This window comes from Gordonia sp. NPDC003585 (assembly GCF_040610755.1).
Lineage (GTDB): Bacteria > Actinomycetota > Actinomycetes > Mycobacteriales > Mycobacteriaceae > Gordonia.
Genome location: NZ_JBEXMX010000031.1, coordinates 1 through 23,803, shown reverse-complemented (window position 1 = coordinate 23,803; position 23,803 = coordinate 1). Strand labels below are relative to the sequence as shown.

Below are 23,803 nucleotides of genomic sequence, written 5' to 3'. Positions count from 1 at the left end.
TGTCTCCGTTCCATCTGGCCCGTCCACGGTGGATCGGGTCGAGTCTCGTTGTGGGTGCGGGCGTCAGTCTGCGGTGTGGTCCCGCGCTCGCGCGGCGGTGTGGTCTGGGGTCACTTGGGGTGCGCGCAGCGCGAGCAGTACTGCGCCGGTGGGGTCGGCGACGAGGTCGGCGATGACCTGATCGTCGAGGCTTCGAAAGAAGGCTGTCCGCGCCTGCGCCAATGCCCCACGCAGGCGACAGGCACCGCGTAGCGGGCATGGTTCGGGGCTGTTGCAGTCGACCACCTCACCCGGACCCTCCAGGGTTTCCGCGAGCCATCCGACCCGGGCGTCGCGCCCCAGCTCGGTGATCATCAGACCGCCGCTGCGGCCGCGCCGCGAATGCACGACGCCCATCTCCGACAGCCGGCTGACCACCTTGGCGACATGTGTGTACGGCACCGACAGCTCGGTGGCGAGATCACGCGTGGTGAGAGTTCTTCTGTCGGAATGCTTCTTGGAATCCGCACGGTCGGCAGCCGCGAGGCGCATGACGACCCGGAGTCCGATGTCGGTGAACCGGGTCAGCTGCATGATGCGAGTCAACCATAATTGGAATCTGAAATGCATATTTAACTCAGGTGATCCCGGTCACTCCATGACGTTCTGCGCAGACGCGGCGTAACGGACGGCGATACCGCAGACTGAGGCGATGAGCGATGGCCCAGGGCAGTTCTTCCGGTGGCAGCGGATAGACGAGATCGGGGTGGGGAAGGTGGTGGGGCCGGGGGAGCGGCTCAGCTGGCCGCGGACGGTCGGGATCGGATTGCAGCACGTCGTGGCCATGTTCGGCGCGACCTTCCTGGTGCCGGTGCTCACCGGATTCCCGCCGTCGACAACGCTGCTGTTCTCCGGTATCGGCACCGTGCTGTTCCTCGTCATCACGCGAAACCGGTTGCCGAGCTACCTCGGCTCGAGTTTCGCGATCATCGCGCCGGTCGGTGCCGCCACGGCGTCGCACGGTCAGTCGTCGGCACTCGGCGGAATCGTCTTCGTCGGAGCATCTCTCGTGATCATCGGCGTCGTCAGCCATGTCGCCGGCACCGGCTGGATCGAAGTGCTGATGCCGCCGATCGTCACCGGCACCATCGTCGCCCTCATCGGACTCAACCTCGCGCCGAGTGCAAAGAACAATTATGCGCAGGACGCGGTCACGGCGACCGTGGTGCTCGTCTTGCTGATCTTGTGCGTCGTCTTGTTCCGTGGCCTGATCGGTCGTCTGGCGATCTTCGCGAGCGTCGTTCTCGGCTATCTGTTCGCGCTCGCGCGCGGTGAGGTGGACACCGCTCCCATCGGCGCCGCGTCGTGGGTTGGGTTGCCGGACTTCCAGACTCCGACCTTTCACCTCTCGGTGGTCCCGTTGTTCTTGCCGGTGGTGTTGGTGCTCGTGGTGGAGAACATCGGCCACGTGAAGTCGGTCGGCATGATGACCGGTGTCGACTACGACCGCCGCATCGGGCGTGCGCTGGCGGCCGACGGTCTGGCCACCATGCTCGCCGGCAGTGGCGGCGGATCGGCCACCACCACCTACGCGGAGAACATCGGCGTGATGGCGGCAACCAAGATCTACTCGACGGCGGCCTATTGGGTTGCCGGTCTCGCGGCCATTCTCCTCGGGCTGTCGCCCAAGGTCGGTGCCGTCATCAACTCGATTCCGGCCGGTGTGCTCGGTGGGGTCACCACGGCGCTCTATGGTCTCGTCGGCGTGATCGGTGTGCACATCTGGGTGACGAACCGAGTCGACTTCGGTCTGCCGATCAACCAGTTCACCGCAGCAATCCCGCTGGTCATCGGTATCGCCGACTTCCAGTGGAAGATCGGTGATCTCGAGTTCGGCGGGATCGCGCTCGGTTCGATCGCCGCACTCGTCATCTATCACGTCATGCACCAGATCGGCGGGTGGCGTGGCACCGCGGGCGTCAGCGTTCGGAAGACCTGAGCAGCCTCGACCATTCGGGACTGAGCAATCCGTACGCGGTGTCGCGTCCGTTCAGGACATCGAGCAGCTTGTCGACGGGGTTGAGCACGTCATGCCCCAACCGTTGCGGGGTGACGGTGTCGGGCTCCCGGTAGATGTAGAGATCCGGCTGCTGCCCGGTGATGACCTTCACCATGTTGCGGAACGCGGTGGAATTCGGATCGTCCCAGTAGTCGCCGTGTGCCCGTGCTCCCGAGTCGTGGGTTACGCCGTCACGTTCATACGTGCCGGTGTCGAGTCGTGTGATGCCCGGGGCCGAATCAGGGTCGGCGCCATGGGGATTGCCGGGCAGTGATTGCACGTGATGGATGAAATCCCCGGGAAACGTCAGCGAGAATCTATGCGTATCAGGACTTGTCGGATTGCCGTCGTAGAGCCCGGTGCCCGCCGACGATGCGTAGATGATGTTGTCGGCGCGCAATCCGAGTTGGTCGGCAGTACCCACGATCGACCCGCCGTACGAATGCCCGATGTAGGTGGTCTTGGCGCCCGGTGCATGCTCGGCCAGTTCGACGTCGAGCTCGTGGCCGAAGGAGACCAGCCGTGGTGCCATGTCCGCGGCGAAGTGCGGGTCGACGGCGCTGCCGGACAGACCTGCCGTGGCGTGCAGAAGGGCTTGTCCGGCGCCGAGTTGCGGGACGGCGGCCACTGAGGAGCCCAGACCCTTTCGCAGGGAATCCAGAAGGTGTTCGTGGCCGATGCGCTGCGGGAGGTCGCCGTCCATGTACACGATGACCGGGCCGCCCGTTTGGTGTGCGAGGTTCCACGCGGCCTTCCGGTTGCTCCGGTCCGGCGATGCCACGCCGCTGAGGTTGCTTCCGGTCCCCGGCACGTACACGGTGGCGTTGCGCGTGCCTGGTCGTAGGGCGCCGATCATCTCGACGACCCGGCCGTTCGCGGTGTTCTCGAACACGAGGAACTGGCGCTCCGATGTCCCGTCCGTGCCCGTCGGGTACGGGTCCGCGGTTTGTTCCAGCATCTTGCGGAGTTGATCCGCGCGGCGTCCGGTGCCGCGTCCGGCCTGGATCTCGTTCGCGAGCGCGTTGCGAATGTTGGTCTCGTTGGCCGTGATTCGATACTCGAATCCGACGCCGTCCATGTTCCCCATCGCCTCGGGGTCGGCCTGGATCACTCGACGAATGTCGGTCGGGCTCATCTGGCGCAGGATCGCCCGACGCTGATCCGGCGTCAGATGGCGCAACATGTCCACCACTTGATCGGGGTCGAGCCTCTCGCCGCCCGGAATGGTCACATCGGGCTGGCCGTTCACCATGGCGGCGAGATCGCTTGCAAGGTCGGAGATCTGACGTCCGTACGCGGTGTCGGACTTCTCGAGCGAGTCGAGTCCACCGCTGATCGCGGTGGCGAACTGCTCGGTGTCGGTGGTGGTCGAACCGTCGGGCAGGGCGACGTCGCCCGCGTCGGACACGCGGTAGCCGAGGAATTCGGCGATCTGCACGTTGCCCAGCACGTGGTCACGCATGTGAGCGAGATCTGTGCAGGCATCGGCGGCCGAGTCGGCAATCTGCTGGAGAACGTTACGCACCTCGTGAGCGTGGTCCTGTTCTTGGGTCACGCGAGTAGACGCTGCGCGTTGCGTGGCACCGAACCACAAGCGGGCGTCATCCATCGACCGCACGACCGTGTCGAGCGAGGTGTCGAGGGCGAACGCGGCATTGCCCGCAGCGGCGGCAGCTCTGCCGATCGAGTTCGTATCCCATTGCTGGAGCTGAGAAATGGTCGGCCGCATCAGCGTGTCCGGAGTTGGTCGAATCCGGCTGCGGCACGTGCGTCGGAATCGGTCGCCTCGACGTTGAACGCCCGCAACAGACCGCTCATGTCCCCGAGCCGTTTGCCGATCGACGCCGTGGCGCTCGCCGCCGGCTGCCGCGCGGCACCCAGAGCGTCGACAACGGCGCTCGACGGACCGACGCACGATCCGAATGCCTCGAAGCTGATGGCGTGCACCGCCACGTGCTGACGATGCCAGGTGTCGGCGATCTCGGTGATCTCCTGCTGATCGATGCCGAAGTGGAATATCGAAGTGAACGGGCTCATGAATGCTCCATCGAGACGTCGGAAGGTGGAGACGTCGCCGGGTATCCGGCTATGTCAGTTCGACGCTTGCGAGTGGCCATCCGGTTCCACCGTCGATTCACAAGGGGAACGGCCGTGGCCGGAACTGTCTACGGCGCGCCCGCGTGAATCTCTTTCAAACGACACAGTGGGCGCACACCGGCCGGAGGCCGGCAAGGGTGTCACGGTGCCCCCGGCAGGACTCGAACCTGCGACCTAGGGATTAGAAGGCCCTTGCTCTATCCACCTGAGCTACGGAGGCGAGGCCGGGGGACCCGGCCGCCGTCCGGTGGCAGGCCGGACGAGCAGTTGGAGTCTACGACATCGGTGAGCGGATCAGCGCAGGCCGGGCGGCAGAGTCGCGCACGGATGGACCTACAGTTGAGGGATGACCCGCACGAGCCCGACAGTCCAGGCGGACGCGGCTCGCGACGCGATGCGCGAGCCGCGTGGCGTGGTCGCCGGGATTCTCTGGGCGGCGACCTGGATCGCCGCGATCGTGGCGATTGCGGTCACGGGGGTGTCTGCCGCGTCCGCGCTGCGCCTGACCGGCGTGCCCGACCCGGGGGCGCTGACCACCTACGGCCTGCCCGCGGTCACCGCGATCGGGGAGGTCGCCGCAGCCGTCGCGCTGGGGTGTGCGGTGTTCGCCGCCTTCTTCGTGCCGCCGCAAGGCGACGGGGTGCTCGACGTCGGAGGCTTCCGCGCGATTCGGATCGCGTCGACCGCCGCATTGATCTGGTCGATCAGCGCGTTGCTGCTCATGCCGCTGTCGGTGTCCGACGTGAGTGGACAGCCGCTGTCGACCACGATCAGGCCCGCCAACCTCATTCGGGTCTACGGCCAGGTCGCCGACGTTCGGACCTGGTTCTGGACCGCGGTGTTCGCGCTGGTGGCGGCCGTCATCGCGCGGGTCACCCTGCGCTGGGGTTTCACCTTCGCCACCGTACTGTTCGTGCTGCTCAGCCTGATGCCGCCGGCGCTGGCAGGGCACTCGTCGACCGGCGGTAACCACGACGTCGCGACCAACAGTCTGATCCTGCACATCGTCGGCGCGACGTTGTGGCTCGGCGGTCTGGTCGCGGTGGTGTGCTACGCGCTCGCCGACGGACGCTGGCGCACCCTTGCGGTGCGGCGGTATTCGCGTGTCGCGTTCTGGTGCATCGTCGTGGTCGGAGTGAGCGGCGTCGTCAATGCGCTTGTTCGGGTGCCGATCGGCGATCTGTTCACCGACACCTACGGACGACTCGTGTTGTTGAAGACCGCAGCACTGGTGGTGCTCGGCGCGTTGGGCGCGTGGCATCGGCGGTCGACCATCGCGCGGCTCGAGACCGAGTCGGGCAGCCGGTCGACGTTTGTCCGCTTCGGACTCGCCGAGATCGTGGTGTTCGCGGTCACGTTCGGCCTCGCGGTCGGGTTGTCGCGAACCCCGCCGCCAGATCTTGCCAATCCCGACATCAGCGTGGTCGAGAGCGAGATCGGGTACCGCCTCGACGAGCCGCCTTCCTTCGCGCGGATATTCACCGACTGGCGGTTCGACCTGATCTTCGGCACGCTCGCGATCGTCCTCGCGGTGGTGTATTTGCGCGGGGTGTGGCGGCTGCGGCGGCGTGGCGACGAGTGGCCGATCGGCCGGACCGTGGCCTGGCTGCTGGGGTGCGTGCTGCTGCTGTTCGCGACGTCGTCGGGTCTGGGGCGCTATGGACCGGCGATGTTCAGCGTCCACATGATCGCGCACATGTTGTTGTCGATGATGATCCCGGTGCTGTTGGTGCTCGGCGGCCCCGTGACCTTGGCTTTGCGCGCATTGCGGCCCGCCGGGCGTGGCAATCCACCCGGTCCGCGGGAATGGATTCAGTCGGCCATCCACAGCCCGGTTTCGCGGTTCCTCACCCACCCGGGGATCGCCGCGGTGATGTTCGTCGGCAGTTTCTACCTGCTCTACCTCGGGGGATTGTTCGAAGCGGTGGTGCCCTTCCACGCCGCGCACCTGTTGATGAACCTGCACTTCCTGCTAAGCGGGTATCTCTTCTACTGGTTGGTCATCGGTATCGATCCCGCACCCAGGCAGGTGTCACCGGTGGCCAAACTCGGAATCGTCTGGGGCTCTTTACCGTTCCACGCATTCTTCGGGGTGGCGTTGATGATGACGAGCGCCGTCATCGCCGAGTCCTACTACCGCGGACTCAACCTGCCGTGGCACGACGACTTGTATGCAGACCAACGTGTCGGCGGCGGAATCGCTTGGGCTGCAGGCGAAATACCGCTCGTCGTCATCATGCTGGCGCTGCTCGTGCAGTGGCGTCGGTCCGACGACAAGCAGGCCCGGCGCTACGACCGTCGTGCCGAACGTGACCACGACGCCGAACTCACCGATTACAACGACATGCTGAAGGAACTCAACAGCCGACGTTGACTGTGCGGTTCGCGGCGTGAGTTGTCCACAGATCCACGCGGATCGGCGTAGATGGTGAACTGATGGCCGATGCTGTTGTGCAGCCGCAGATCGCGGCTCCCACAACTCAGGAGACCGGCCATGTACGAGACCTACACGACAGTAATCGGAACCGTGGTGTCGGAGCCGAGGCGGCGCCAGACCACCACCGGTGAGGACGTGATCTCGTTCCGGGTCGCGTGCACGTCACGTCGTGTGGACAAGCAGACGCAGGAGTGGGTGGACGGGCCGACGCTGTATCTCACCGTCAGCTGCTGGCGACGCCTGCTCGCGGGTGTGGGTCAGGCGATCGCGAAGGGACGTCCGATCATCGCGCACGGACAGATCAAGACGAACGAATTCGAGGCTGCCGACGGGTCGCGGCGCAGCGACCTGGAGATGACCGCGGTGTCGGTCGGGCTCGACCTCAGCAGGTGCGTGGTCGAGTACCGGGGCGTTGCCGCTCACCCACGGTCGGTGTCCGAGAACACGCGAACAGTCATCGAGCACCCCCGCCGCGACGCGACCGCCTCGACCCACCGTCGTCCGGCGGCCTGATTCCCGGTCGTCTCATTGGTGGCGGGTCACTGCGGGAAGATCGACTGCACGACACCGACGACGACGTTGCCGACGAAGAAGCGTGCTCCTGTACCAAATGCTCCGGCGAGCAGGATGCCGAGCGCGCTGTCGAAGGGCGCCGGCTCGACCACGGTTGAGACGAGCCCCGCCATTCGCAGTTCGTCCGACCACTCGACGCCGATATGGTTGTCGGTGCTGGTGAAGACGCCGATCTCGTTGCGTCCGCCGTACTTCGACCCCGAGACGAGACGATGGCCCGTCGAACTCGACGGCGTGAAAAGCCTTGTGTTGCCGAGGCCTTCGACACGGACTCCATAAGATCGTCGGGACAGCTGACCGGGGGAGGGCACTATGTCGCATTCGACGTCGTCGACGAAGAGTCGAAGGCGCTCGGGATCGCGAGTGCCGATCGGGACGTCCGTACGGGATGGCTGCGCTCCCGAGCGGACCAGGCGAGCAATCGGAACGTGATCGCCGGAGGCGGTCAAGGTGACGTCGTCGTCGGTGTGTCGCCACGTCAGCGTGATGTCGCCGAAGACAGGGTCGACGACCGACTGATCATGGTCGCCTGCGTCGGACCCGTTATCCAACGCGGGTCATCGTCGCCCGGGTGACCGGTACGCCGTACGAGTAGGTCGTCACGTCATAACCAGAGGTGTTCTTGCGGTACACCTTTCGGCCATTCTCGGCCCCGAGGACGGCAAACGCCCGGTACCCGCCGGTCGGGGTCGAGACGAATGCGCCATACCCTCCGTGGCTGGTGTCTGCGGCAAGGAATGCTTGCGCAGTCGCGGTCGTGCACTGTGGCCCGGCGCCGGGGGCAACGGGGAACGTCATGCACTGGCGATAGGTGCCCGGATTCAGAGCAGCGCTTGCGTGACCCGCGCCGAGCACGGTTCCGGACGAGATGATTGCGACACTGGCTCCTGCGATGGCCAGACCCCCGACGAGTCGAATTTTCATGCCACCGATGCTAAGCACACCGTCGTTCCAAAGCCAGGAAAGTCGATCATCTGTGCACGGTCAACGGTTTGGGACGCACGGTCAACGGGGCGCACGGTCAGGACGGGCTACCCAGGATCGACCGGGCGCGGCGCTCGACGAGGAGCGGGACGTAGTCGCGAATGCGCACCCCGTCGAAATGAGTCACGCACTCGTCGATCGTCGCCTGAACGTCGGCGGTCGGATGGTCGCGGTAGTCGGCCTGCAACTGGCTACCGACTTCGGCAAGGAGGCGAGCTTCGTCGGTGTTCTTCACAACTACGATGGTACGTCGGTTCGAATCCGTCCCATCGGGCACAAATACCTGATCAGGCTGTGATTTGCGCAACCGCGAAGGTGTCGCCGACCCCCACTCCCGAGGCCGCGGGCGCGGTCATCGGGGACTCGGCGACCGGAGTCCCTCGCCGACCACTAGGCTGGTTGGGAGTCAGACGGCGCCCATGTGCCCATCCGCGGATGCGCCCACGAGGCGATGAGATCAGAGCCTGAAGGAGATTTCGTAAGTGGCTGAGTTCATCTACACCATGAAGAAGGTGCGTAAGGCGCACGGCGACAAGGTGATTCTCGATGACGTCACGATGTCCTTCTTCCCCGGCGCCAAGATCGGCGTGGTCGGTCCGAACGGCGCGGGTAAGTCGTCGATCCTCAAGATCATGGCCGGCATCGACCAGCCGTCGAATGGCGAGGCCTTCCTCGACCCCGACGCGACGGTCGGCATCCTGCTGCAGGAGCCGCCGCTGAACGAGGAGAAGACGGTCAAGGAGAACGTCGAGGAGGGGATGGGCGAGATCAAGGTCAAGCTCGATCGCTTCAACGAGGTGGCCGAGTTGATGGCCACCGACTACTCCGACGAGCTCATGGAAGAGATGGGCAAGCTCCAGGAGGACCTCGACAACGCCGACGCCTGGGACCTCGACTCCCAACTCGAGCAGGCGATGGATGCGCTGCGTTGCCCGCCCGGCGATTCGCCGGTCACCCACCTCTCCGGCGGCGAGCGGCGCCGCGTGGCGTTGTGCAAGCTGCTGCTGGCCAAGCCCGACCTGCTGCTGCTCGACGAGCCGACCAACCACCTCGACGCCGAGAGCGTTCTGTGGCTCGAGCAGTTCCTGGCGTCGTACCCGGGCGCCGTCCTCGCCGTCACCCACGACCGCTACTTCCTCGACCACGTCGCGGAATGGATCTGCGAGGTCGACCGCGGAAAGCTGATCCCCTACGAGGGCAACTACTCCACCTACCTGGAGAAGAAGGCCGAGCGTCTCGAGGTCCAGGGCAAGAAGGACCAGAAGCTGCAGAAGCGGCTCAAGGAAGAACTCGCCTGGGTCCGGTCGGGTGCCAAGGCCCGCCAGACCAAGAACAAGGCGCGTCTGGCCCGCTACGAGGAGATGGCGACCGAGGCGGAGAAGACCCGCAAGCTCGACTTCGAGGAGATCCAGATCCCGACGCCGCCGCGCCTCGGTGACGTCGTCGTCGAGGTCAGTCATCTCGACAAGGGCTTCGAGGGTCGCGTGCTGATCAAGGACCTCTCGTTCACCCTGCCGCGAAACGGCATCGTCGGCGTCATCGGACCCAACGGCGTCGGAAAAACGACCCTGTTCAAGACCATCGTGGGCCTCGAGCAGCCGGATTCCGGAACCGTCAAGGTCGGCGAGACGGTCAAGCTCAGCTACGTCGACCAGGGGCGCGCCAACATCGACCCCAAGAAGACGGTGTGGGAGGTCGTCTCCGACGGCCTCGACTACATCGAGGTCGGACAGAACGAGATGCCGTCGCGCGCGTACGTCAGCGCCTTCGGCTTCAAGGGCCCCGATCAGCAGAAGCGGTCCGAGGTGCTGTCCGGCGGTGAGCGCAACCGCCTCAACCTCGCGCTGACCCTGAAAGAGGGCGGCAACCTGATCCTGCTCGACGAGCCGACCAACGACCTCGACGTCGAGACACTCGGATCGCTGGAGAACGCGCTGGAGAAGTTCCCCGGCTGCGCCGTGGTGATCAGCCACGACCGCTGGTTCCTCGACCGCACCTGTACCCACATCCTGGCGTGGGAGGGCAACGTCGAGGAGGGCCAGTGGTTCTGGTTCGAGGGCAACTTCGAGGCCTACGAGGCCAACAAGGTGGACCGACTCGGTGCCGACGCGGCCCGGCCGCATCGCGTGACACACCGCAAACTGACCCGCGACTGAAACTCGCCCGCGATGGGGTAGGTCTCGCGGCGCGCGGTCGATAGCATCGAAAGCGTGACGTCGCTCGTGCCGGATGCGGTGAATCGCTACTTCAAACAACGTGCCGATGGGTCGGCGGCCGCCTACGACCAGGATGCCGAACAGGTGTTGCGCCATCTCGAGGTCGCGCAGGTGCGGCGGCCCGGGGAGGCGCTGGTCGAGGTGACCGTCGGCGACAGCGGCGGCATCGACATCGTCGTGGTCAACGACGACATGCCGCACCTGGTCGAGGCCGTCCTCGCGACCGTGGAAGCGCACGATCTCACCGTTGACCGGATGGACCATCCGGTGATGCCGGTGCAGCGCGACAATGGGCGTCTCGTCGCGATCGACGACGTCACCGGGGCCGTCTGGGAGTCGTGGATCTTCGTCGGTGGGCTGGGCCGCCACCAGGACATCGACGCGCAGGCGCTACGAGCCGACCTGCTCGAGGTGGTCGGGCGCGTTGCCGATGTGGAGCGCGACGCGGCGGACATGCGTGCAAGCCTGAGCCGATGCGCGACCGAGGTGTCGCTCGCTCCGGTGCGCGAATCGACCGGTATCCGCGCGACCGATCGCTACGAGTATTCGAAGCTGCTGGAATGGTTCGCCGGCAACCACTTTCACCCGCTCGGCTACGCCCGGGTGGGCAACGACGACACCTTGGAGCAGCGTCGAGGAGTGTGGCGGACCGATGCGGTGAGCAGCGAGTTTCCTGCCGTCGTGGATTCTCCGTTGTTGCCCAGGGTGTGTCGTGTGCACATGGAGACCGGCATTCAGCGGTCGAACTTTCCGGTGCTGCTGCAGGTCCCCGCCTTCGATCGGCAGGGCAACTACGACGGCGAACACCGATTCCTCGGCGTCTTCACCTCGTCGGGACTGCACCAAACGGTGCTCGACGTTCCCGTGCTGCGCGTCAAGGTGCACGACGTGCTCCAGCACGCGGGTGTCGACGAGGACTCGTTCGCCGGTCAGTCGATGATCGAACTGCTGCAGAACTACCCGCTGGTGGAGATGTTCTCCTCGACGGAAGCCGAGCTGGGCCGGCGGGTCAGCGAGATGCTCGACGCCGTCGCCACACGGTCGCTGCGGCTGTTCGTCCGCGCCAACCCGGCCGGGCATACCGCGGTCGCGCTCATCTACCTGCCGCGCGATCGCTATAACACCCAGTCCCGACTCGCTCTGGAGAACGCCCTGGTGGACACGCTCGGGGGCAGCGACCTCGAGTACACGGCGCGGGTCAGCGAGATGCCACTCGCGCTGCTGCAGGTGCTGGTTCGGGTCGACGCGGACACCGCCCGGGAACTGGGGCCGCTCGATACCGGATCGGCCACCCACGCACGAATGCAGGCAGCGCTGACGTACGCGATCCGGGGCTGGGACGAACGGGTCCGCGAGATCGCCACCGACCCCGAGCTCTCCGGCGTGGCCGGGGCCGACGCCGACCTCGTGCTGCGTCAGCTCCCTGCCCTCGCCGGCGACTACAAGGAGCAGCGCGCACCGCGCGACGCGGTCGACGACCTGATCAATGTGCTCGGGCTCGAGCCGGGACAGACGGCGGTCACCCTGCGATCGGACCGCGACGGCGACCACATCGTGGACAGTCGTTGGTCGTTCACCCTGTATCTGTGCGATGAGTCCGCGACGCTCACCGATGTGCTGCCCGTCCTGCACAGCCTGGGACTCGAGGTGCTCGACGAACATCCCTACGAGATCAGCCGGGCCGACGGAACGGTCTGCTGGGCTTACGAATTCGGGGTGACGCTCGCGACCGGGATGACCGTCGACACCGAGGCCGTCGATGATCTGGATGCCCGATTCACCGACGCCTTCCGGCAGATCTGGGCTGCGGGCGCCGAGGTGGACGCCTTCAACGAATTGGTCATCCGCTGTGGGCTGGACTGGCGGGCCGCAGCCATGCTCCGGGCCTACGGCCGCTACCTTCGGCAATGCGGATTTGCCTACAGCGCAACCCATGTGGCACGCGTTCTGGGTGAGTATCGGGATGTGACACGAGGTCTGGTGGCGGCGTTCGGCGCCTCCTTCGACCCGGCCAGCGCGGACGAATCGGCGCGTGCACGGGCGCTTTCGCAACTCGAGACCGACATCGGCGCGGTGCTGAGCCTCGACGCCGACCGGATCGTGTCGGCATTCGCATCGGTGATCACCGGAACCTCGCGGACCAACTACTTCGTCGCCGACGAGAACGGCGATCATCAACCGGTGATGTCGTTCAAGCTGCGTCCGCGCGACATCCCGCAGGCCCCCAAACCTCGTCCGCTGCACGAGATCTTCGTCTACTCACCCCGAGTCGAAGGTGTGCATCTGCGCTTCGGTGCCGTCGCGCGCGGCGGTCTGCGCTGGTCGGATCGTCGGGAGGACTTCCGCACCGAGATCCTCGGCCTCGTCAAGGCTCAGGCCGTGAAGAACGCCGTGATCGTCCCGGTCGGCGCCAAGGGTGGATTCGTCGTCAAACGACCGCCCACACCGACCGGTGACCCGGCCGCCGACCGGGATGCCCAGCGCGCGGAGGGAATCGCGTGCTATCGGCAGTTCATCGCCGGCCTGCTCGACGTCACCGACAACATCGACCGTCAGTCGGGAGAGGTGGTCCCCGCTCGGTCCGTCGTTCGGCGCGACGGTGACGACAGCTACCTGGTGGTCGCCGCGGACAAGGGGACCGCGGCGTTCTCCGACATCGCCAATGATGTTGCGGCACAGTATGGATTCTGGCTCGGAGATGCCTTCGCCTCGGGCGGGTCGGCGGGATACGACCACAAGGCGATGGGCATCACCGCCCGCGGAGCCTGGGAGTCGGTCAAGCGGCATTTCCGGGAGATCGGCGTCGACACCCAGTCGCAGGACTTCACCGTCGTCGGCATCGGTGACATGAGCGGTGACGTCTTCGGTAACGGAATGCTGCTCTCCGAACACATCCGGCTGGTTGCAGCGTTTGATCATCGCCACATCTTTGTCGATCCCGACCCCGATGCCGCGTCGTCCTTCGCGGAGCGCACTCGGCTGTTCGAGTTGCCGCGGTCATCCTGGGCCGACTACGACGCAGACCTGATCAGTGCGGGTGGTGGGGTGTGGGCCCGGGATCGCAAGAGCATTCCGATCAGCGCCGAGATGACATCGGCGCTCGGCCTTCCCGACGACACGACGGAGTTGTCGCCGCCCGAACTGATCCACGCCATCCTGCAGGCGCCGGTGGATCTGCTCTGGAACGGTGGCATCGGAACCTATGTGAAATCCAGCGCCGAGTCCGACGCGGATGTGGGGGACAAGTCCAACGACGCCATCCGGGTCAACGGAGATCAGGTGCGCGCCAAGGTCATCGGTGAAGGCGGCAATCTGGGTGTCACCGAGCGGGGGCGTATCGAGTTCGACCTTTCCGGTGGTCGGGTCAACACCGACGCCCTGGACAATTCGGCGGGCGTCGACTGCTCCGACCACGAGGTGAACATCAAGATCCTGCTCGACTCGGTGGTGTCGAACGGACAGTTGCCCGCCGACCAGCGGAATCCGTTGTTGGAGTCGATGACCGACGAGGTGGCCGACCTCGTTCTGGCAGACAACATCTCACAGAATGCCGAGTTGGGGTTCAGCCGCACCTTCGAACATGAGCGCCTCGAAGTGCACGCGCGGATGCTGTATGCGATGTCTCGGGAGCGTGGCATCGACCTGCGGCTCGAGGCGCTGCCCGACGCGATCGAACTGCGCAAAAGGGCTCAGGGCGAACTACATCGAGGACTCACCTCGCCCGAGCTCGCCACGCTGATGGCCCACGTCAAACTGCTGGCCAAGGCCGACCTGCTGGCCAGCGACCTGCCGGACAACGATGTGTTCTCCGCCCGCGTCGGACGGTATTTCCCGCAGGTGCTGCGCGGTGAGTACCAGTCTGCGATCCATCATCACCGGCTCCGTCGTGAGATTGTCACCACGACGCTGGTCAACGACGTGGTCGATCAGGCAGGCATGACCCATCTGTTCCGACTCAGTGAGGGCACCGGTTGCACCACCGAGGAGGGTGTGCGTGCATATGTGGTGTCCAACAAGATCTTTGGGATGTCCGAGCTGTTCTCCCGGATCGGGCGCACCGATGCCCCCGCGGAGACCGTCGACCAGATGATGCTCTACGCGCGCCGACTGGTGTTCCGCGCCTCGCGGTGGATGCTCGCCTTCCGCCCGCAGCCGCTGGCGATCGCTGCCGAGATCACGCGCTATACCGAGCGAATCGGCCGGCTGTCGGCGGTGATGGACGAGTGGTTCGGCGAGAGTTCGGCTCGCGACGTCGACGACCGGGTGGCCGGATACCGCGACCGGGGTGTCCCCGAGGAACTCGCGCGGGACGTTGCGGTGAGCCTGCATCGGTTCTGTTTGCTGGACATCATCGACTCCGCCGAGATCTCCGACCGCGACCCGGTGGAGGTCGGCGAACTCTACTTCGCCGTGATGGAACATTTCGGTCTCGAGGATCTGTTGACGGCGGTGTCGAACCTCGACTTCGGGGATCGATGGCATGCACTGGCACGCTTGGCATTACGCGATGACATGCACGGTGCGCTGCGGGCGCTGACACTCAAGATCCTCGAGGTCAGTGAACCCGAGGAGTCGTCGGCGGAGAAGATCGACGAATGGGAATCGTCGCAGTCGTCGCGGCTCGCCCGGGTGCGGACCGTGCTGTCGGAGATCGACGAGTCCGGGACACAGGACCTGGCGACGCTGTCGGTCGCGGCCCGGCAGTTGCGCAGCGTCATTCGCTGACGGCGGCGGCCGACTGACTCGAATTACGGACACAGTGTGGATGATGGGGAAGGGGTAGGCGAGTGCGCGTCGAGGATGAGGGGGAGGCCATCGACCGCGGCTACGTGGTGCGGGTGCCGGTGCGGTGGTCGGACATGGATGTGTTCGCCCACATCAATCACGCCCGCATGGTGACGTTGCTCGAGGAGGCCCGCATTCCGTGGCTCTTCTACGACGGGCGGCCGACCGCTGATCTGCGTCACGGTTGCGTGGTTGCGGACCTGCATGTGAAGTATCAGGCGCAGTTGCGACACGACGAGGGTCCACTCGAGGTGACGATGTACGTGTCCCGGTTGCGGGCAGTCGATTTCACCGTCGGCTACGAGGTGCGGCCGGGACGGGTGCGCTCGGGTGCGGGTGACGGCGAACCGACGGCGGCACCCGATCGGCCGGCCGTCGTGGCGAGCACACAGCTCGTCGCCTTCGACGTCGACGCCCAGCGAATACGGCGCTTGAGTCCCGAGGAGAAGGCGTACCTCGAGTTGTTCACCAGAACCGACGAGTCGCGGTGAGTGTCGACGAGCGGTTCGTCTCGATCAGCGGCAGCGATCGGACAGATGCGATCGCGTTCCTCGCCCACGCACAACGCCTCGACGACGCGGCGGTCGTACGCCTCGCGTCGCGTCCCGACGGACTGATCGCGCTGTGGACCCACACCGGATTCGATGTGCTGGCAACGCGATCGGTGGTGGGATCGATGGCGCCCGACGACCTCGTCTGCGACGCTGCGGCCCTGCACGCTGTGCTGAGTTCCGAGGCGCCGGGACCGGTCGATCCCGGATTCGGCCTCGACAGTGCTTGGCGCGGAGCACTTCCCGCACGTGCCGGATACCGTCATGTCGACGACGTGCCGGCGCGCAGCGTGGTCGAGTTGTCGCGCGAGGGTGCCCGTGTGGCCCGGTCGGAAGGTAGTGCCCATGGCCCGGCAACGGGCCTGCTCGATCAAAATGTCCTGAGTGTGTCCGGCGACGACGAATCCCTCACCGCGAGCATCACCATGCGTTCGGTGTTCGCGCTCACCGGGATGGGGTTCATTCGCGACGCCGACGGTCGGGCGGTCACCGAGACCTCCGAAACCGATCGCATCGATCCGCAGGAGCCGGTCCGAATCAGATTGTCGCCCAGCTGGATACGAATCGACGCCCGATTCGGCTCCGTTTACCAGCGACGGCACCGAGACTTGTCGGTGTCGGTGCTCTGAAACTTGGTCAGGCCAGCCAGGCCGCGGCGTTGGGTGGTAGCTGTCCTTCGACCAGCGGGGCACTGGTGAGCAGGAGTTCGCCAGGCGGCAGCGGGACGGGTGCGTCGCTGACGTTGAGCGCACAGATCACCCCGCCGGTCGAGCGGCGGAAGGCCAGGCAGCCCTCCGGTGCGCCGTACCATTCGACGGTGTCGCCGGTGAATTCCGGTCGGTCGTAGCGCATCTCGATTGCCTGCCGATACAGGGACAGGGTCGAGTCGACGTCTTCGAGCTGGGCTTCCACGGTGAATCTCGCCCAGTCCTCGGGAATGGGCAGCCAGGTGCGTTCGGCCGTGGTGAAGCCGAACGGCGGCTTGGTGCCCTCCCACGGCAGCGGCACCCGGCAGCCGTCCCGGCCACGCTCGGCGTGGTCGGAGCGCTCCCACACCGGATCCTGCAGGGCGTCGTCGGGAAGATCGACGTTGGGTAGACCGAGTTCGGCGCCGTTGTAGATGAAAACGCTTCCCGGAAGCGCCATCTCGACGAGCAACATGGCCCGGGCCCGCGCGATGCCGAGTTCGACGTCGCCGTCGCCGTAGCGGCTGACCTCTCGTTCCACGTCGTGGTTGGAGAGGGTCCAGGTGGGCGTACCGCCCACGGACAGAACGGCATCCAACGAGTTCTCGATGGCCGTGCGGATGGCGGCCGGTTCGAAGCCGGCCTTGGCCAGCCGGAAGTTGAACCCGAGGTGCAATTCGTCGGGGCGAAGGTATTCGGCGAAGCGTTCGTTGTCGTCGACCCAGATCTCGCCGACGTTTGCCGCACCAGGGTATTCGTCGATCACCTTGCGGATCTTGCGGTGGATCTCGTGCACCGCGTAGTTGTTGAACCGCGGGTCGTCGTCGCTGTTCTGCAGCAATCCCACAGTGGACAGATCCATGTCGGGCAGGTCGGCCGGCTTGGCCATCCCGTGGGCGACATCGATACGGAAGCCGTCGACACCCCGGTCCAGCCAGAAGCGCAGGGTGCGTTCGAGGTCCTCGAAGACCTCGGGGTTCTCCCAGTTGAGGTCGGGTTGTTCGGCGGCAAAGATGTGCAGGTACCACTGGCCGGGTGTGCCATCGGATTCGGTGACGCGCGTCCAGGCGGGACCACCGAAAACGCTGTGCCAGTTGTTGGGTGGTTCGTCGCCGTTGTCACCACGGCCCTCGCGGAAGATGTAGCGCTCTCGGGCCGGGCTGCCGGGCTCGGCCGCCAGTGCCTCGACGAACCAGGCGTGCTGATCGCTGGTGTGATTGGGAACCAGGTCCATGGTGACCCGGATGTCGCGGTCGTGGGCTTCCTCGATCAGTTCGTCGAAGACTGCCAGATCGCCGAAGAGGGGGTCGATGTCCCGCGGGTCGGAGACGTCGTATCCGTGGTCGGCCATCGGCGAGCGCATGATCGGACTCAGCCAGATCGCGTCGATTCCGAGCAGCTCGAGGTAGCCGAGCTTGTCGATCACGCCCGGGAGGTCACCCACCCCGTCGCCGTTGAGGTCGGAGAACGACCGGGGATAGATCTGATAGAACACGGCCGAGCGCCACCAGTCGGTATCTTCCGGGTCGAGCTGCCCGGCACCCGGTGGCGGTGGCAACACGGTCGATGTGTCGACGTCGGTGAGATCGTCGGGATGCTCGTCGAGATCTGTTGGCAGTTCCGCAGGGGCCTGGTCCTCGGTGGCCTGTTCCTCGTGGGCCTGATCGTGATCCGGTGTTTGCTGATCCGGGGCGTCGGGGGCGGAGATCTGGTCGTCTGGTGCCTGGTCGTCGAGTGTGGCTACAGCGTCATCGGCGTCGGCGGTCTCAATGCCGCGCACCGCCGCGTCGGCGTCCGAGATCGAGTCGGCATCTGTGTCCACACCGCTGGGCTGGTTGGCGTCGCCTTCCTCAGCGGGGACATCATCACCATGTGTCTCATCGCTCACTCTGGTCATTCTGCCCTACCTGGGTTTTCGGTGAGAAATCCAGGTCAAGTCGGCGCGTCGGGTGCGACGCGCCGAGGGCACGTCAGATGGGCGAATTCATCATCGACTGCGCCGCCATCTCCATGTAGTCGGTGAGCGCTCGCCGGTGTTCGGAATCCAGCGTGGCGTCATCGATGGACGCGATCGCCGTGTGCATGCAGCGCAGCCAGGCGTCGCGTTCGATCGGCCCGATGCGATACGGATGGTGCCGCATGCGCAGCCGGGGGTGTCCGCGTTCGTCGGAGTAGGTGCGCGGACCACCCCAGTACTGCTCGAGAAACATGCGGAGACGACGTTCGGCCGGTCCCAGATCGGCCTCGGGATACAGCGGTCGGAGGACGTCGTCCTTGGCCACCTCGCGGTAGAACACCGCCGTGATGCGGTCGAAGGTCTCGGCACCGCCGACCGCCTCATAGAAGCTGCGCGGTTCGGGTGCCTGCTGCCTGCCCGAGTTGGCGGGCTCGATGCCGCCCGGGATCTCGCCACTCATGTCTCCACCTTTCACCACCCATTGTCACGGGCGTCCGACGGTCCCTCAACATCGAGGTTCTCCGGCCGTGCGCATGTCGGGGTTCCGTGGTGAACTGTGACCACGTCCGGTGTTGACGGGAGGCGCAATGGCACGCAGCGCACAGCAGGCGATCAAACCGCAGGCAACGACCGAATCCGGCTCCTCGCTGTGGAGTCGTCGCCGGGTGCTGCTACTCAACGCGACCTTCGAGCCGCTCACCGCGATCTCGGTCCGTCGCGCAATCGTGTTGATCCTGCGTGAACGCGCCGAGGTGGTGCACACCGACGACGCAGGCCGCGCGGTGCACTCGGTCGACACGGTGGTCCCGATCCCGTCGGTGATCCGGCTACGTACCTACATTCGGGTTCCCTATCGGGCCGTCGTGCCGATGACCAGAGCCGCGCTCATGCACCGCGACCGATTTCGATGCGGCTATTGCAGTGGCCGGGCGACCACCATCGACCACGTCGTACCGCGTAGCCGGGGCGGCGCGCATGGATGGGACAACTGCGTCGCGTGTTGCGCGAGCTGCAACCACCGCAAGGCCGATCGGCTGCTCGCCGAGCTCGGCTGGACTCTGCACCACAATCCGACCGCGCCCAAGGGACATCATTGGCGTCTGTTGTCGACCATCAAGGAGATCGATCCGTCGTGGGAGCAATACCTTGCCGTCGGCGCAGCCTGAGACGGTCCGAAGAGTTCTACGACGCGCTGTAGGGGTCCGCTGCACCAGACCGTCCTAGGTGGGCTAGATTGTTTTCACGACCTGCGCCGGAGCGTTCATGACCACGTCCGCGCCGCGCAGGCACAACCGATCGAAAGGGTGACATGGACATCGACAGCCTGATCGTCCCCATCGGAGTGCCGGTCACGATCATCACGGTTTTCTTCGTCGTGCTGTGTGTCGTGTCGATGGCGTTTTCGTTCGGGGTGAAGTACCCGAAGGTTCAGGAGTACACACTCGACGAGCCGTGGGATCGCGCGCCGCTGCTGTTCAGTGCCACCGACATCGAGCCGATGGCCCTGCCGCGACACGCAGAACCCGGCGATGTGGATGGAGGTTCGGCAAGTGGCAAGTGGTGAGGTAACCCAACCGATCTCGCACGGCGAGCTGACGGTCTCGTCGCCGGCCGAGCTGCCCATCGGCACCGTGATCACCAACAGCGGACGCGTCTCGGCCACCCGCTACCCAGGCCAGGCGCCCACCACGCCGCCGTTCAGCCGCGACGAACTGATCGCGCTCGACGACGCACTCAAGGCCGCCAGCGAGAAAGCGCTCGTACGGTTCTCGGTGTACCTCGGCGACCTGGGCGACGACGCCGTTGCCTCCGCCCGGGCCGTGCTCGCCAAGGCTCCGGAACCCGCGTACGGAACCCTTATCGCGGTCTCGCCGAGCTCGCGTGATGCCGTGGTGGTTTCCGGTGTCGCCGTGGCCGACCGGGTCAACGATCGTGTCGCAGCGCTCGGCGTCACCGCAGCCGTCACCAGCTTCCGGCAGGGCAAGCTGATCGACGGACTCATCGCAGCACTGCATGTGATGGCGACAGCCGCCGCGTCGAGCTGACATCGAGGGCCGATCCGGCCCGTTCTGAGAGCACACAGCGCAAAGGGCGCTCCCACCGAGGTGGGAGCGCCCTTTGCGTGTGCTCGCTACTGTTTGACCAGCTCCGGCGCATCGTCGGTCTGGGTCTTCGTGCTGGGTAGATGGTCGAGGTCGTCGTCGACCATGTTGGCCTCGTTGAAGGGTTCGCGACCCGACAGCACATCCTCCACCCGATCCGGGTTGTAGGTGTGGGTCCACGATCCGACGAGCAGGGTGGCCACCGCATTGCCGGAGAAGTTGGTGACCGCCCGGGCTTCCGACATGAATCGGTCGATGCCGACGATCATGCCGACGCCGTCGAGCATTTCCGGCCGATGTGCCTGCAATCCGCCCGCCAGAGTGGCCAGTCCGGCGCCCGTGACACCGGCGGCGCCCTTGGAGGCGATGATCATGAACGCCAAGAGCCCGATCTGCTCACCGATCGACAGCGGATCGCCCATGGCGTCGGCGATGAAGATCGAGGCCATCGTGAGGTAGATCGCGGTGCCGTCGAGGTTGAACGAATAGCCGGTGGGCACCACCACGCCCACGGTGGTCTTGTCCACGCCGAGATGCTCCATCTTGGCGATCAGCCGGGGCAGCGCGGATTCCGACGACGACGTCGCGAAGATCAGCAGATACTCGCGCGCCAGATAGCGCACCAGACGGAAGATCGACACCCCGGCCATGGTGCGCAGCAGCACACCGAGAATGCCGAATACGAACACGATGCAGGTGATGTAGAAGGCCAACATGAGAACGGCCAACTGTTTGACGGCTTCCCAGCCGGTCTGTCCCACGACGTTGGCGATCGCGCCGAATGCGCCGATCGGGGCGACCCACAGGATCATGGTGAGCACCTTGAACACCAGCTTCTGGAAGTAGGCGACCGCGGTGAGGATCGGCTCACCGGTGCGTCCCATCGCCTGGATCGCGAAGCCCACCAGCAGCGCGACGAACAGCGCCTGAAGCACGCTGCCCTCCGTGAGGGCTGAGAGCATCGATTCCGGCACGATGCCGCGGATGAACTCGATGGTGCCGCCCGACTCGTGGGCCTCCTCGGCCAGTTCGGCGCCCTTGCCCGCATTGGCGTCGATGTTGAGTCCCTCGCCCGGCTTGATGAGGTTGCCGACGACGAGACCGATGGCCAACGCGACGGTCGACATCACGAGGAAGTAGACGAAGGCCAGGCCACCGACCTTGCCGACGGTCGCGGCCTTCCGCACCGACCCGATGCCGAGCACGATGGTGCAGAAGATCACCGGAGCGATCATCATCTTGATGAGGTCGATGAACATCGAGCCGAGGAACGCGATGTCCTTGCCGAACTCCGGCCACACGAGACCGACCACGATGCCGGCCGCAACCGCGACGATCACCGCGATGTAGAGCCAGTGGGTCCGGTCGCGCTTCTCGATGCGCTTGTCCAGCGGTGGTTCGGCGGACGGGGTCTGCGCTCGCGATCTGAAGGTCATCGGTCTACCTCTCGGGTTGTCGCATGTCCTGCGGTCGTCGTTGTCGGGGGTTCGGTAGAAATGGTGATGGTTGGTTGTGACTCGGGTCACCCTTGCGTTCATTACGTTCACACGGCCCGGTCGGGAACCGAAAGCGGTCGGGACACCGTGAGGAGTCGAGATGGGCAAGCTCCTGCCGCGAAGCCTGGCGGGACAGGCGGTCGCACTGCAGGTGGCAGTGGTCGCGGTCATCGTGATCGGGGGCAGCGTGCTGGCCGTCATCGACAGCCGCATCGACGAGGAGCGCGCCGCGCGCGACCAGGTCACCGCCGTCGCGGTCGCCTTGGCCGATGCGCCGTCGGTGGCCGCGGCGCTCGAGGCACCTGACCCGACGGCGGCACTGCAGCCGGTCACCGAGCAGGTCCGAGCCGCGACCGGGATCGCCTTCATCACGATCATGTCGACCGACGGAACCCGATTCACCCACACCACGCCCGCCCTGATCGGGCAGAAGTACATCGGTGCGACAGCGCAGGCGTTGCGGGGGGAGGTGTACACCGAGGAGGAGACCGGCACCCTCGGGCCGTCGATCCGCACGATCGCACCGGTGCGTGCGCCCGATGGTCGCATCGTCGGGATGGTCGCTGCGGGCATCACCATCGAGAAGCTCACCGAGGCGTGGATGGGTCAGCTGCCGCTGATCCTGACCGTCGCCGTGGCGAGCCTGGTGGTCGCGTTCGGTGGACTATGGCTCATCCGGAGGAGGTTGCGAGCGCAGACCGGAGGCCTCGCGCCCGCCGAACTCCGCCTGATGTACGAGCACCACGACGCCGTACTGCACGCGATCAGAGAAGGTCTCATCGTGCTCGACGACGGGCGTGCGGTGCTGGCCAACGACGAGGCGAGGCGGCTTCTCGGATCTGTGGCCGACGCCGGCGAGAACCAGCTCGACATGCCGGGCTTCCTCACCGACGGGGTCGGATCGCTCGACGACGTCCTGACCGCGCATCGGGGCCGCGTGCTGATGATGAGCAGATCGCCGGTGCCCGGCCGCGAGGATGGCGCGGTGGTCACGATCCGTGACCGCAGTGAGGTCCTCGAGGCACTCGGTGAGCTGGACACGATGACGCGGTTCGCCGAGACGCTGCGTTCGCGGGCGCACGAGTCCGCGAATCGGCTGCACACCATCATCACGCTCATCGAGATGGGCCGAGCAGATGAGGCCGCACGATCCGCCACCACCGAACTGGAACTGTCCCAACAACTCATCGACCACATGACCGACGCGGTCGTCGAGCCCACGCTCGCGGCGCTGCTGTTGGGCAAGATCGCCCAGGCATCCGAACGGGGGATCACGCTGACCCTGACCGAGGACTCACATCTCACCGACCGCACGGCCGGCCTGCTGCAGCCGAGCGAGATGATCACGGTGGTCGGCAATCTCATCGACAACGCCCTCGACGCCGCCGACCCCGACGATCCCTGGGTGGAGGTGACCATCGTCGGGGACGCCGCGTCGTTGGAGGTCACTGTCGCCGACAGTGGTCCGGGAATGGACCCGGATGTGTTCACCAAGGCGCAGGAGCGTGGGTACTCGACCAAGAACGGCGGCGACGAGGCGGGACGTGGGTTGGGACTCGCACTCGTCGCGCAGGTGGTCGCGCGCCACCACGGCACGCTACGTGCGGAGAATACCTATGGCTCGGTGGTCACGACCCGGTTGGGTCGGGCCGTCAACACCGGATCGGCGGGCGCCCCGTGAGCGAGTCTGGGGATCGTCCGATCCGGGTGCTGATCGTCGAAGACGAGCCGGTGATCGCCGAGGCGAACGGTGAATATCTGGCTCTTCTGTCATGGATGTGGGTGGGTGTGGGTGTGGTATGGGAGTTCGAGGGTGACCGGTCCGCAGGCGAGCAGGATCATGGCGAGTGCGTTTTCGGCGGTGCGGAATCCGTAGGCTCG

At 65.8% G+C, this 23,803-nt stretch carries 20 protein-coding genes and 1 tRNA gene; 11 read left to right on the top strand and 10 right to left on the bottom strand.

Annotated elements, in window-relative coordinates; genetic code table 11:
* Positions 1-63 precede the first annotated feature (63 nt).
* Positions 64-573, bottom strand: a complete 510-nt coding sequence (locus ABZW74_RS10680; protein ID WP_240860041.1) for an Rrf2 family transcriptional regulator — start codon at positions 571-573, stop codon at positions 64-66.
* A 118-nt stretch (positions 574-691) separates the two neighbouring features.
* Between ABZW74_RS10680 and ABZW74_RS10675 the strand changes: the two genes are divergently transcribed.
* Positions 692-1,978, top strand: a complete 1,287-nt coding sequence (locus tag ABZW74_RS10675) for a solute carrier family 23 protein (protein WP_355276125.1) — start codon at positions 692-694, stop codon at positions 1,976-1,978.
* Here the strand turns inward: ABZW74_RS10675 and ABZW74_RS10670 are convergent.
* The 3 genes from ABZW74_RS10670 to ABZW74_RS10660 form a co-directional block, all read right to left on the bottom strand.
* Entirely contained in the window at positions 1,959-3,767 is a 1,809-nt protein-coding gene (locus tag ABZW74_RS10670) for an alpha/beta hydrolase (RefSeq protein ID WP_355276123.1), read from the bottom strand. The genes ABZW74_RS10675 and ABZW74_RS10670 overlap by 20 nt on opposite strands.
* Positions 3,767-4,075, bottom strand: a complete 309-nt coding sequence (locus tag ABZW74_RS10665) for a hypothetical protein (protein ID WP_240860037.1) — start codon at positions 4,073-4,075, stop codon at positions 3,767-3,769. Before ABZW74_RS10665 ends, ABZW74_RS10670 begins: the two co-directional genes overlap by 1 nt.
* Positions 4,076-4,281: 206 nt before the next feature.
* Positions 4,282-4,355, bottom strand: a tRNA-Arg gene (locus ABZW74_RS10660).
* A 126-nt stretch (positions 4,356-4,481) separates the two neighbouring features.
* On the opposite strand from ABZW74_RS10660, the gene ABZW74_RS10655 reads away from it, so the two are divergent.
* Complete coding sequence (locus ABZW74_RS10655; RefSeq protein ID WP_355276120.1) at positions 4,482-6,509, top strand: cytochrome c oxidase assembly protein; 2,028 nt, start codon at positions 4,482-4,484, stop codon at positions 6,507-6,509.
* A gap of 120 nt (positions 6,510-6,629) precedes the next feature.
* Positions 6,630-7,085, top strand: coding sequence for a single-stranded DNA-binding protein (locus ABZW74_RS10650; RefSeq protein WP_240860018.1), 456 nt, complete (start codon positions 6,630-6,632; stop codon positions 7,083-7,085).
* A 26-nt stretch (positions 7,086-7,111) separates the two neighbouring features.
* Here ABZW74_RS10650 and ABZW74_RS10645 read toward each other — a convergent pair whose 3' ends face one another.
* From ABZW74_RS10645 to ABZW74_RS10635, 3 genes are all read right to left on the bottom strand, one after another.
* Positions 7,112-7,696, bottom strand: coding sequence for a hypothetical protein (locus ABZW74_RS10645; RefSeq protein WP_240860016.1), 585 nt, complete (start codon positions 7,694-7,696; stop codon positions 7,112-7,114).
* On the bottom strand, positions 7,689-8,069 hold the full coding sequence (locus ABZW74_RS10640; RefSeq protein ID WP_355276118.1) for a hypothetical protein: 381 nt from the start codon (positions 8,067-8,069) through the stop codon (positions 7,689-7,691). Before ABZW74_RS10640 ends, ABZW74_RS10645 begins: the two co-directional genes overlap by 8 nt.
* 97 nt (positions 8,070-8,166) lie before the next feature.
* Entirely contained in the window at positions 8,167-8,364 is a 198-nt protein-coding gene (locus ABZW74_RS10635; RefSeq protein ID WP_240860012.1) for a three-helix bundle dimerization domain-containing protein, read from the bottom strand.
* 247 nt (positions 8,365-8,611) lie between these two features.
* Here ABZW74_RS10635 and ettA point away from each other — a divergent pair, with 247 nt between their 5' ends.
* The 4 genes from ettA to ABZW74_RS10615 all read left to right on the top strand — a co-directional run bounded on the left by ettA (position 8,612) and on the right by ABZW74_RS10615 (position 16,310).
* Positions 8,612-10,285, top strand: a complete 1,674-nt coding sequence (ettA, locus tag ABZW74_RS10630) for an energy-dependent translational throttle protein EttA (protein WP_240860010.1) — start codon at positions 8,612-8,614, stop codon at positions 10,283-10,285.
* Between the two features lie 54 nt (positions 10,286-10,339).
* Positions 10,340-15,070, top strand: a complete 4,731-nt coding sequence (locus ABZW74_RS10625) for an NAD-glutamate dehydrogenase (RefSeq protein WP_355276115.1) — start codon at positions 10,340-10,342, stop codon at positions 15,068-15,070.
* Positions 15,071-15,132: 62 nt separating this feature from the next.
* Positions 15,133-15,621, top strand: coding sequence for a thioesterase family protein (locus tag ABZW74_RS10620; RefSeq protein ID WP_240860007.1), 489 nt, complete (start codon positions 15,133-15,135; stop codon positions 15,619-15,621).
* Entirely contained in the window at positions 15,618-16,310 is a 693-nt protein-coding gene (locus ABZW74_RS10615) for a hypothetical protein (RefSeq protein ID WP_355276113.1), read from the top strand. Before ABZW74_RS10620 ends, ABZW74_RS10615 begins: the two co-directional genes overlap by 4 nt.
* A gap of 7 nt (positions 16,311-16,317) precedes the next feature.
* Here ABZW74_RS10615 and ABZW74_RS10610 read toward each other — a convergent pair whose 3' ends face one another.
* Together ABZW74_RS10610 and ABZW74_RS10605 are read right to left on the bottom strand one after the other, a co-directional pair.
* Positions 16,318-18,264 carry an alpha-amylase family glycosyl hydrolase gene (locus ABZW74_RS10610; protein ID WP_355276111.1) on the bottom strand — a complete coding sequence of 649 codons (1,947 nt, stop codon included), beginning with the start codon at positions 18,262-18,264 and terminating at the stop codon, positions 16,318-16,320.
* Between the two features lie 73 nt (positions 18,265-18,337).
* The gene (locus ABZW74_RS10605) at positions 18,338-18,784 is read right to left on the bottom strand and encodes a globin (protein WP_355276109.1); all 447 of its coding nucleotides are present in this window, start codon (positions 18,782-18,784) and stop codon (positions 18,338-18,340) included.
* A gap of 127 nt (positions 18,785-18,911) precedes the next feature.
* Between ABZW74_RS10605 and ABZW74_RS10600 the strand changes: the two genes are divergently transcribed.
* The 3 genes from ABZW74_RS10600 to ABZW74_RS10590 all read left to right on the top strand — a co-directional run bounded on the left by ABZW74_RS10600 (position 18,912) and on the right by ABZW74_RS10590 (position 20,369).
* A complete protein-coding gene (locus ABZW74_RS10600; RefSeq protein ID WP_355276107.1) occupies positions 18,912-19,490 on the top strand; it encodes an HNH endonuclease in 579 nt (192 codons plus the stop codon).
* Positions 19,491-19,639: 149 nt separating this feature from the next.
* On the top strand, positions 19,640-19,888 hold the full coding sequence (locus ABZW74_RS10595) for a hypothetical protein (protein ID WP_240860059.1): 249 nt from the start codon (positions 19,640-19,642) through the stop codon (positions 19,886-19,888).
* On the top strand, positions 19,875-20,369 hold the full coding sequence (locus tag ABZW74_RS10590; protein WP_240859998.1) for a DUF5130 family protein: 495 nt from the start codon (positions 19,875-19,877) through the stop codon (positions 20,367-20,369). Before ABZW74_RS10595 ends, ABZW74_RS10590 begins: the two co-directional genes overlap by 14 nt.
* A gap of 86 nt (positions 20,370-20,455) precedes the next feature.
* Here ABZW74_RS10590 and ABZW74_RS10585 read toward each other — a convergent pair whose 3' ends face one another.
* Complete coding sequence (locus tag ABZW74_RS10585) at positions 20,456-21,862, bottom strand: cation:dicarboxylase symporter family transporter (RefSeq protein ID WP_355276104.1); 1,407 nt, start codon at positions 21,860-21,862, stop codon at positions 20,456-20,458.
* Between the two features lie 160 nt (positions 21,863-22,022).
* On the opposite strand from ABZW74_RS10585, the gene ABZW74_RS10580 reads away from it, so the two are divergent.
* Positions 22,023-23,603: a sensor histidine kinase gene (locus tag ABZW74_RS10580; protein WP_355276102.1), complete on the top strand. Its 1,581-nt coding sequence runs from the start codon at positions 22,023-22,025 to the stop codon at positions 23,601-23,603.
* Positions 23,604-23,803: the final 200 nt, after the last annotated feature.